Annotated in this window: 8 protein-coding genes and 1 pseudogene; 4 read left to right on the forward strand and 5 right to left on the reverse strand. The window is 66.4% G+C overall.

Going from position 1 to position 9,760, the window contains the following annotated elements; genetic code table 11:
- Positions 1–88: 88 nt before the first annotated feature.
- The 4 genes and pseudogenes from J2808_RS21460 to J2808_RS21475 form a co-directional block, all read left to right on the forward strand.
- Positions 89–1,396 (forward strand): annotated as a pseudogene (locus tag J2808_RS21460) (YifB family Mg chelatase-like AAA ATPase); the annotation flags it as partial.
- 11 nt (positions 1,397–1,407) lie between these two features.
- Positions 1,408–2,592, forward strand: a complete 1,185-nt coding sequence (gene dprA / locus J2808_RS21465) for a DNA-processing protein DprA (protein WP_309820753.1) — start codon at positions 1,408–1,410, stop codon at positions 2,590–2,592.
- A gap of 51 nt (positions 2,593–2,643) precedes the next feature.
- On the forward strand, positions 2,644–3,570 hold the full coding sequence (locus tag J2808_RS21470) for a tyrosine recombinase XerC (RefSeq protein ID WP_309820754.1): 927 nt from the start codon (positions 2,644–2,646) through the stop codon (positions 3,568–3,570).
- A 272-nt stretch (positions 3,571–3,842) separates the two neighbouring features.
- Complete coding sequence (locus J2808_RS21475) at positions 3,843–4,346, forward strand: DUF3145 domain-containing protein (RefSeq protein ID WP_056349065.1); 504 nt, start codon at positions 3,843–3,845, stop codon at positions 4,344–4,346.
- A 148-nt stretch (positions 4,347–4,494) separates the two neighbouring features.
- Here J2808_RS21475 and J2808_RS21480 read toward each other — a convergent pair whose 3' ends face one another.
- From J2808_RS21480 to J2808_RS21500, 5 genes are all read right to left on the reverse strand, one after another.
- Entirely contained in the window at positions 4,495–5,730 is a 1,236-nt protein-coding gene (locus tag J2808_RS21480; RefSeq protein ID WP_309820756.1) for a beta-ketoacyl-[acyl-carrier-protein] synthase family protein, read from the reverse strand.
- 154 nt (positions 5,731–5,884) lie between these two features.
- Positions 5,885–6,130: an acyl carrier protein gene (locus J2808_RS21485; protein ID WP_009359314.1), complete on the reverse strand. Its 246-nt coding sequence runs from the start codon at positions 6,128–6,130 to the stop codon at positions 5,885–5,887.
- Positions 6,131–6,211: 81 nt separating this feature from the next.
- Positions 6,212–7,273: a beta-ketoacyl-ACP synthase III gene (locus tag J2808_RS21490; RefSeq protein WP_309820768.1), complete on the reverse strand. Its 1,062-nt coding sequence runs from the start codon at positions 7,271–7,273 to the stop codon at positions 6,212–6,214.
- Positions 7,270–8,199 carry an ACP S-malonyltransferase gene (locus J2808_RS21495; protein ID WP_309820770.1) on the reverse strand — a complete coding sequence of 310 codons (930 nt, stop codon included), beginning with the start codon at positions 8,197–8,199 and terminating at the stop codon, positions 7,270–7,272. Before J2808_RS21495 ends, J2808_RS21490 begins: the two co-directional genes overlap by 4 nt.
- Positions 8,200–8,287: 88 nt before the next feature.
- Positions 8,288–9,532: a PucR family transcriptional regulator gene (locus J2808_RS21500; protein WP_309820772.1), complete on the reverse strand. Its 1,245-nt coding sequence runs from the start codon at positions 9,530–9,532 to the stop codon at positions 8,288–8,290.
- Between the last annotated feature and the right edge of the window lie 228 nt (positions 9,533–9,760).

Here is a 9,760-nt window from a genome sequence, read left to right on the forward strand (position 1 = left end):
TGCCCGCCCAAAGAGGATCATTGGAAGGTGTTGAACACCCGCAAGTTGAGCACCAAGAAGCTACGTCTAAACGTGTCTTTACTGGACTTTCGACCTCGCTGTCACCATGGCGGTTCTGCGGGCCGCCAATGACATCAAGCCGACCGAGCGGACCGTCTTCATCGCCGAACTGGGTTTGGACGGCCGGCTGCGGCCGGTGCGCGGCATCCTGCCGGCGGTGATGGCGGCCGTCCAGGCCGGATACCCGGACGTTGTGGTGGCACAGGCCAACCTCGCGGAAGCGTCGCTGGTCCCCGGTGCCGAGGTCAGGGGATACCGGACCTTGGCGCGGCTGGCGCTCGATTTCGGGGCGGACCCGCAGGAGCTCGCGCTGGATTTTGAGCCGGAGGAAGAAGCCTGTCACGGGGATTCCGCACCGGCTGCCGTGGCTGTTCCGGACATGGCCGATGTCTCCGGCCAAGGTGATGCGCGGCGTGCGCTTGAGGTAGCCGCGGCCGGGGCCCACCACCTTCTGCTGACCGGACCACCGGGCGCGGGCAAGACCATGCTGGCGGAGCGGCTGCCCGGGCTTCTGCCGGACCTTGCCGACAACGAGGCCATGGAAGTCACCGCCATCCACTCCCTGTGCGGCCTGCCCTCGTCCGCCGTTCAGCTCCTGCGGCGTCCGCCCTTTGAAAATCCGCACCATTCAGCAACGGCTGCCGCGATCATCGGCGGTGGTTCCGGGTTGCCCCGTCCCGGTGCTGCATCAAGGGCCCACCGTGGCGTTCTTTTCCTGGACGAGGCCCCTGAATACGAGCGCCGGGTCCTGGACGCACTGCGGCAGCCGCTGGAGAGCGGGGAGCTGGTCATTCACCGCTCCGCGGGAACGGCCGCCTATCCCGCCCGCTTCCAACTGGTCCTTGCCGCCAACCCCTGTCCCTGCGGCAAGGCCTCCGGAAAGGGTCTGGACTGCACTTGCACCCCGATGATGCGGCGCCGTTACGTGGCCAGGATGTCAGGGCCTCTCCTGGACCGCGTGGACATCCAGTTGCAGGTGGAGAGGGTGTCACTGGCTGACTTCGGGCAGGCGGGGGCGGAGGAGGACACCGCTGCCGTGGCGGAACGGGTGGGCGATGCCCGAAGACGGCAGGTTGAACGGCTGCGGCCGCTGGGCCTGGAAACCAACTCCCAGGTGCCCGGCCGAATTCTTCGCGGGGCCTTGCGGTTGCCGGCCGTGGCCACCCGGATCCTGGACCACTCCCTGGAGCGGGGCGTACTGACGGCCAGGGGCTACGACCGGGTCCTGCGGCTGGCCTGGACCCTGGCGGACCTGTCGCACCGCGACATCCCCGACACCAACGACATTGGTCAGGCCCTGGGCCTGCGGCAGGCTGCCTCGGCGGCAGCGGCGTGAGGAAAGGAACAATGGATAACGAACGGATTGCCCGCGCCGCGCTGTCGCGGCTCATGGAGCCCCAGGACGCTGCCGGACTTGCGCTCGTGCAGGCATCAGGTGCTCAGGACGCCTTGCGGATCGCCACCGGCGCGGCTGCTGCCGGGCCGGCGATGGAGCAGGAAATCACCGGCCTCCTGGCCGCCAGCGGCGCCGGCACCAGCTGGGGCGGAATGGCAGCCGCCCTCAAAAGGTGGGCGCCGCGCATCCCCGACCTGGCGCCCGAGCGTGACCTTGCCACAATGGCCCGGCTGGGTGGCAGGGTGATCGTCCCCTCGGATGCTCTCTGGCCAGCTCAGCTCAGGGATCTTGGGATTCATGAGCCGATCTGCCTGTGGTGGCGCGGCCTGGAACAGGAGTTGCCCGGCCCGGCGCGGAGCGTAGCGCTGGTGGGTTCCCGCGACAGCACAAGCTACGGCGCCTCCGTGACCGGCGATCTTGCCTACACCCTCGCGCAGCGCGGTTTCACAGTAGTTTCCGGAGGCGCTTACGGCATTGACGCGCATGCGCACAGGGCGGCGTTGGCCGGGGCGTCAGGGGCCATGCCCACCATAGCTGTGATGGCGGGCGGCGTGGACCGCTTCTACCCGTCCGGCAACGAGGATCTCCTCCGTGCGGTCTGCAACCAGGGAGCGGTGATGGCCGAGGTCCCGCCGGGATCGGCGCCAACACGCTACCGCTTCCTGCAACGCAACAGGCTAATCGCCGCACTGGCTGCCGTGACAGTAGTGGTGGAAGCCCGTTGGCGGTCCGGCGCGCTGAATACCGCCCATCATGCAGAGACTCTGGGCCGTGCGGTCGGGGCAGTTCCCGGCTCTGTCCACAGCGCAAACTCCGCCGGCTGCCATCGGCTGCTCCGGGATGGCGGCGCAGTCTGCGTGACCGACGCCGCCGAGATCGCCGAGCTGGCTTCACCCAGCGGTGAAGGGCTCTCTGAGCCCGGAACGGCGCATGCTGCCGAGCACGACGGCCTGACCTTGGAGGATCTGATCCTCCTCGATGCCTTGCCCCTCCGGTCCACCACATCCGTGCACAAGCTGTGCATCGTCGCCGGCCTCAGCGTCGAATCCGTACGGGCCGGGCTGGGCAGGCTCGGGCTGCTGGGACTTGCCGTCTCAGAAAGGGGCGGCTGGAAACGGGCCAAGGATTCCGGCTAGTTTCCTGTGTCCCGGGCGGGGTTGGCAGTTGATTTCTGAAACAGTGTACTGGTGGAGAACCAGGAACTGCCCCCGGCGTTCGAGCACGCACTCGCCGGCTTCGGCCGGTATCTTGAAGCGGAGCGGGCTCGGTCCGCGCACACCCGCCGGGCATACCTCTCCGACCTTCGAAGCCTGCTGGAATACGCTGCCTCCGAGGGTCTCACCGATCTCCCCGGTCTGGACCTGGGGACTTTCCGCGGCTGGTTGGGGGCGCAGAGCCAAGCCGGGATGTCCCGTTCCACCCTGGCACGGAGATCGGCCACTGCAAGGTCCTTCACCACGTGGGCGTTTCGGGAAGAGCTCATCAAAGTCGATCCCGCCCTCCGGCTGAGGGCGCCCAAAGCGGAAAAGTCATTGCCAGGGGTGCTGCAGCCCCAGCAACTTGTCCGGCTGTTGAGGGGGATGGAGGAAGCTGCGGCCGAGGGCTCCCCGGTTCCAGTGCGTAACCGCGCCATGGTGGAAGTCCTTTACGCCACCGGGCTGCGGGTGGGGGAGTTGGCTGGCCTGGATGTGGACGATCTCAACCCGGACCGCCGCACCCTCCGCGTTATTGGCAAAGGCAACAAGGAACGGACGGTCCCTTACGGTGTCCCGGCTGCTGTGGCCATCGACGACTGGCTCCGCCGGGGCCGGCCGCTTCTGGCAACCGGGCAAAGCGGTCCGGCACTGTTCCTGGGGTCCCGGGGCAACCGCGTTGACCAGCGCCAGGTCCGGACCGTCGTGAAGGGACTCTTTGAGGCTCTGGGGGACACCTCAGCAACCGGCCCGCACGCTCTGAGGCATTCCGCCGCCACCCACCTGCTGGACGGCGGGGCGGATCTTCGGGCGGTCCAGGAAATCCTGGGCCACAGCAGCCTGGCCACTACCCAGATCTACACGCACGTTTCGGTGGAACGGCTCCGGCGGAGCTACCAGCAGGCCCATCCCAGAGCCTGAACGCTGCCGGGCTCCCACCAAGGACGGCAAATCATGGTTCATGTCAGCTGTGGCGAATCGCACTGGCGTAATTACGCGGTGTACGGCACAATAAGAGTCACGTCCGGCAACTTTCAAGTTTCGCTTGAAGCTCTTTCGCTTCGCGCGTTACGGCAAGTCCGGACACAGCTTAATAATCAGTAAAGGAACACCGCCGCAGGCAAGACAGCGCGGACAGTTTCGTCCAGGCAGAGGTCGTTGGGGAAGACGTACCTACAGCTATGGAGGATGGAATGTCTGTTGCAATGACCCGCGGTGTACTGTTCGTTCACTCGGCCCCTACGGCACTGTGCCCGCATGTTGAGTGGGCCATTGGATCCGTCGTGGACAAGCGGACGGATCTTGAGTGGACCCCTCAGCCTGCCGCGCCCGGAATGTTCCGGGCTGAGCTCTCCTGGACGGGCACCCCCGGCACAGGATCGCTGCTGGCGTCTTCGCTTCGTGGCTGGGCGCATCTGCGCTACGAAGTCACCGAGGAGCCGAGCCAGGGGGTTGACGGCGGCCGCTGGTCGCACACCCCCGAACTGGGGATCTTCCACGCCACAACGGACGTCCACGGCAACATCATGGTCTCAGAGGACCGGATCCGCTACGCCTACGAATCTGGTGCCGGCGATCCTTCCGCGGTGTACCACGAGCTCTCCCTGGCCCTTGGTGAGGCCTGGGACGAGGAGCTTGAGCCCTTCCGCCACGCAGCCGAGGGTGCCCCGGTCCGCTGGCTGCACCAGGTGGGCTGACCGCCGCAGAACGTCGCGGACCTAGGTCACGTCGTCGTACACCAGGGTATTCCGGCGCCACAGCAGTACGCTCCATAGCAAAGAGGAGGCCCCGCCCTTGTGCAGTGCACAAGGGCGGGGCCTCCTCTGGTATCAGCGGCGATTGCCGCTAGACGCTGCGGATGGCGATGACGGCATTGTGGCCGCCAAAACCGAACGAGTTGCTGAGGGCCACGATGTCGCCGGCAGGCAGGTCCCGGGCCGAGGTGACGACGTCGAGCGGGATCTCCGGATCCTGGTTCTCAAGGTTGATGGTCACCGGAGCCTTGCGTTCGTAGACAGCCAGCACGGTCAGTACTGCCTCCACTGCGCCTGACGCGCCAAGGAGGTGGCCCATCTGCGACTTGGTGGCGGAGACCGCAACATTGTCGATGTGGTTCCCCAGGGCGGCACGCAGTGCCGTGTACTCGGGCTTGTCACCAACGGGGGTGGAGGTGGCGTGCGCGTTGACGTGGACCACGTCCTCGGCCTGGATGCGGCCGTCGAACATGGCCGCCTTGAGCGCACGGGTGGCGCCCAGGCCCTGGGGGTCCGGAGCCGTGATGTGGTAAGCGTCCGCGGTCACGGACGTGCCGGCCAGTTCACCGTAGATACGCGCACCGCGGGCGAGGGCGTGCTCCTCAGCCTCCAGGACCAGCGCACCCGCGCCTTCGCCCATGACAAAGCCGTCGCGGCCCATGTCGTAGGGGCGGGAGGCGCCCTGGGGGTCGTCATTGCGGCGGGACAGCGCCTGCATGGAGGCGAATGCGGCCAGCGGCATGGGGTGGATGGCCGCCTCGGCGCCGCCGCACATGACCACGTCGGCCTTGCCGGAGCGGATCAGGTCCAGGCCCAGGTGGAGGGCCTCGGTGCCGGAGGCACAGGCCGAAACGGGGGTGTGGGCGCCGGCGCGGGCGCCCAGGTCAAGGCTGACGGCTGCAGCGACGCCGTTGGGCATCAGCATGGGCACGGTCATGGGAAGGACGCGGCGGGGGCCCTTTTCCTTCAGGGTGTCCCAGGCGTCCAGCAGGGTCCAGACGCCGCCAATGCCGGTGGCGAAGGCCACCGCGAGGCGGTCATGGTCAATTTCCGTGATGCCGGAATCGGCCCAGGCCTCGCGGGAGGCGATGACGCCGAACTGGGTTGAGGGATCCATCCGCTTGGCTTCAACACGGCTCAGGACGTCCAGGGCCGGAGTGGTGCAACGGGCGGCGAAATGGACGGGCAGCTCATATTTGGCGACCCACTCGTCCTCAAGGGTGCGGGCACCGGAGACGCCCTTCAGCGCGTTGTTCCACATGGTTGGTACGTCGCCGCCGATGGGCGTGGTGGCACCCAGACCGGTAATGACTACTTTGCGTGTCATTGGATCACTCTCTGTCGCTGGGCAGGCCGTATCCGGTAACTCCGGCGGGGTCCCGCTTGATGGGCAGCTGGCTGCCGGGAAATATATGGTGGACTGCCGGTCCGCCCGAAGGCGGGCCGGCAGTCCTGTCAGCCGTAAGTGGCTGAAGCCTTGACTAGGCCTGTGCGCCGGCGATGAAGCTGACGGCGTCGCCCACGGTCTTGAGGTTCTTGACCTCTTCGTCCGGGATTCGCACGCCGAACTTCTCTTCGGCGTTGACCACGATGGTCATCATGGAGATGGAGTCGATGTCCAGGTCCTCGGTGAAGGACTTGTCCAGCTCCACGGCCTCGGGGGCGAGGCCGGTTTCTTCGTTGACGATTTCAGCCAAGCCGGCCAGGATCTCTTCGTTGCTAGCCATTGACGGCTCCTTTTCTTGTTATTGCCGGCAGGGGATGCCGGAAACGGTTCAGCCCGCGGGTGCGGCCTGTGTGGGACGTTCCTAAGGAAGGACGATTACCTGGGCACCGAAGACCAGACCGGCGCCGAAGCCGATCTGGAGCGCGAGGCCGCCGCTGAGCTCAGGGTTTTCCTGGAGCAGGCGGTGGGTAGCCAGGGGGATGGAGGCCGCCGAAGTGTTACCGGCATCGGCGATGTCCCGGGCCACGGTGACGGATTCGGGAAGCTTGAGTTTCTTGACCATCTCGTCGATGATCCGCATGTTGGCCTGGTGGGGGATAAACGCGACCAGGTCTTCAGCCTTGACACCGGCGGCCTCCAGGGCCTGCTCCGCCATTTTGGCCATTTCCCAGACCGCCCAGCGGAAGACCGTCTGCCCGTCCTGGCGCAGCGTGGGGTACAGTTCCTGGGCTTCTTCCAGGAGGGCGAAGTCGCCGGACTCATCCGACTGGCGGGCCGCCATGCTCAGGTCGCGGACGTCAAGCATGGAACGCGTCATACCGATGGCGTCCCATTTGCTGCCGTCCGAACCCCAAACAGAGGGGCCGATGCCGGGGATGTCCGAGGGGCCGACGACAACTGCGCCCGCGCCATCACCGAGCAGGAAGGAGATGGTCCGTTCGCGGTTGTCGATGACGTCCGAGAGCTTTTCTGCCCCGACCACCAGGACGTAGGTGGCGATACCGGAGCGGACCAACGCATCGGCCTGGGCAATCCCGTAGCAGTAACCGGCACAGGCAGCCGAGATGTCGAAGGCGGGCGCCGGCGTCGCACCGATGCGGTCAGCCACCGCGGCAGCGGCGGAGGGTGTGGCGTAAGGGTGCGTCACGGTGGAAACGATGACGGCGCCTAGCTGCGAGGCTTCGATGCCGGCTTTCTGCAGGGCTTCCCGCGCGGCGCCTTCGGCCATGTCAATGACGCTGACGTCGGCGGCGGCGCGGTGGCGGGTGATGATTCCGGTCCGCTGGCGGATCCATTCGTCCGAGGAGTCAATCCACTGGCAGACGTCGTCGTTGGTAACGATGACATCCGGCCGGAAAGCGCCCAGTCCGAGGATGCGGCTGTACTGGTTGACCGGAAGCTGATTCAGCGTGGGAACGCTCATGCATTTCCCTCCAATTCTGCGAAGAGTGCCAGTGCGGCCGTGAGGTCGTCCGGAGTTTTGACTGCGACGGTTTTAACGCCGGGCATGCCGCGTTTGGCGAGCCCGGCCAGTGTTCCGGCCGGCGCCAGTTCAATCACGCCGGTGACGCCGCGCTGCACGAGGGTTTCCATGCACAGGTCCCAGCGGACCGGCCGGGAGACCTGGGCGATGAGGCTCTCGACGGCGGCGTCGCCGTCGGTCACTTCGCGGCCATCGAAGTTGGACAGCAACGGTACCAGCGGCTTCTGCGGCTTGAGGTCCGGTTTCAGGGCCTCGAGGGCGCTCACTGCGGGCGACATGTGGGAGGTGTGGAATGCCCCGGCCACCTTCAGGGGGATGACGCGTGCTTTGGCCGGCGGGTTGTCCGCAAGTGCCTTGAGCTGCTCGAAGGTTCCTGCCGCTACGGTCTGTCCGGCACCGTTGACGTTGGCGGGAGTTGCGCCCGCAGCCTCAATGGCGGCGAGGACCTCGGCCGGGTCCCCGCCCACCACGGCGCTCATGCCGGTGGGCGTTACAGCAGCGGCTGCGGCCATGCTGTTGGCACGCTCCCGGACGAACGTCATGGCCTCCTGCTCGGTGAGCACGCCGGCCAGGGCCGAGGCGGTGATCTCACCGACGGAGTGGCCGGCAAGAATCACCGGGAGCGAGCCGAGTTCGACGTCGAAGAGGGACGTGGCGGCTACCAGGCCGGCGGCAACAATCAGGGGCTGCGCAACGGCGGTGTCCTTGATGGTCTCCTCATCGGAGGTGGTCCCGTGAGCGGTCAGGTCGATGCCTGCGATCTCGCTAAGGGAGGCCAGCTGGCCTGCTACCGAAGGCAGTTCCAGCCAAGGGGCCAGAAAACCCGGGGTCTGTGAGCCCTGTCCAGGGCAGACTATTGCAAGCACGTATCCAGCTTTCCAAATTACTGTGTCATCCAGCGGTGTTTCTCTGCACCAAGCTCAAGGGGTCAGATTGTAGGAAGTCTACAACGACTCAGACCTGATTCCGCGCCGGATGACGTTCGGTGGGCGCTTTTGGCGGCGCTGAAAGCCGCCCGACCACAAGGGCCGCCTGCAGCACAAACGCCTCTCGGGGAAGGAGCGGATCCCAACCTGTCACGTCGCAGACGCGCTTGAGCCGGTATCTGACGGTGTTGGCGTGGACAAACAGTTCCCGTGCCGTCGCCTCAAGGGAATGACCCAATTCAAGGTACGTCCCCAATGTCTCCACCAGCCCGTTTGAGGCGGCGACCAGGGGACGGTAGATGTTCTTGACCAGTGAACGCCGCGCCGCTTCGTCACCGGAGATGACGCGTTCTGGCAGCAGGTCGTCGGCGGCCACGGGCCGCGGTGCGGACGGCCAGGCCCGCGCAGCGGTGAGGCCGGCGAAGGCAGACTGGGCGGACCCGCTGGCTTCCAGCAGGGAGCCGGCTTCCGGGCCGTAGACCACCGGGCCCGGGGCGAACATTTCGCTCAGCTTCTGGTACGCGGTCTCGCGGTCCTGGACACCGCCCAGGATCAGGATCAGCCGGTCGCCCTGGATACCCACCAGCGCGTCCTCCGCGTAGCGGCCCGCCAGGCGGCGCAGTTCGCTGACGTAGCTGGCGCTCGGTTCCGACGGCGAATTGCCCACCATGACAGTGAACCGTTCCTGGGCTTTCCAGCCCAGCGCGGCAATCCGTGACCGCAGCGCGTCGGTGTTTTCGCCGCGCAGAATGGCGTCCACGATGAGCGCTTCCAGCCTGGTATCCCAGGAGCCGCGGGATTCGGCGGCCCTCGCGTAGACGTCCGCAGCGGCGAACGCCACTTCCCGCGAGTACCGCAGTACCGCTTCGCGGAGTGAGGGCTGGTCCGCTTCGGGGGCGATGACCGGCACCTGGTCCTCCACCACTTCCACCACGATCCGGATGAGCTGGAGGGCTTTTTGCAGGCTGATGGACCTGGTCAGCTCCGTGGGGGCTGTTCCGAAGACGTCGGACAGGATCCAGGATGGCGAGCTCGGGCGCTCATACCAGGTGACAAACGCGGCAATGCCGTTCTGGGCCACCATGCCCAGGGCAGAGCGCTCGTCCGAGCTGAGCCGGGAATACCAGGGGAGTGACTTCTCCAGTTGGCGAAGCGTGGTGGTGGACAGCTGGCCTACACTCGCCCGGAGTTTTTTCAGGGTTTCAGACTTCTCCGGCGTGGTGCTGCGCGAACTTGGCTTGCGCTTCGCAGTCGGGGTGGTTGGCTCAGGCATCTTCTGAGCATACGGGGCCCGCCGCCCAACCTCCATTTGTGCAAAGGCTACAACCGGGGTGGAGCTGCGTCACAGCCTGGCGCCGCGCGGGCGAAGTGAGCAGACGACGACGGCGGCCCTCACCTTTCGGTGGGGCGAATTCAGGGGGTCGTTGCAACACCGTTGGTGTTAGTTGGTCAAGAGTAGGTCACGCAGGCGCTCGGCTGGGGTATCCCAGTCGAGCGTTTT

Source organism: Pseudarthrobacter sulfonivorans (assembly GCF_031454915.1).
GTDB classification, from domain to species: domain Bacteria; phylum Actinomycetota; class Actinomycetes; order Actinomycetales; family Micrococcaceae; genus Arthrobacter; species Arthrobacter sulfonivorans_C.

Bases quoted from the DNA above. Each gene is read 5' to 3' on its own strand.
- J2808_RS21480 (WP_309820756.1), bottom strand. From the start codon at position 5,730: ATGACACGCAAAGTAGTCATTACCGGTCTGGGTGCCACCACGCCCATC.
- J2808_RS21485 (WP_009359314.1), bottom strand. From the start codon at position 6,130: ATGGCTAGCAACGAAGAGATCCTGGCCGGCTTGGCTGAAATCGTCAAC.
- J2808_RS21475 (WP_056349065.1), top strand. From the start codon at position 3,843: ATGTCTGTTGCAATGACCCGCGGTGTACTGTTCGTTCACTCGGCCCCT.
- dprA (WP_309820753.1), top strand. From the start codon at position 1,408: ATGGATAACGAACGGATTGCCCGCGCCGCGCTGTCGCGGCTCATGGAG.
- J2808_RS21500 (WP_309820772.1), bottom strand. From the start codon at position 9,532: ATGCCTGAGCCAACCACCCCGACTGCGAAGCGCAAGCCAAGTTCGCGC.
- J2808_RS21490 (WP_309820768.1), bottom strand. From the start codon at position 7,273: ATGAGCGTTCCCACGCTGAATCAGCTTCCGGTCAACCAGTACAGCCGC.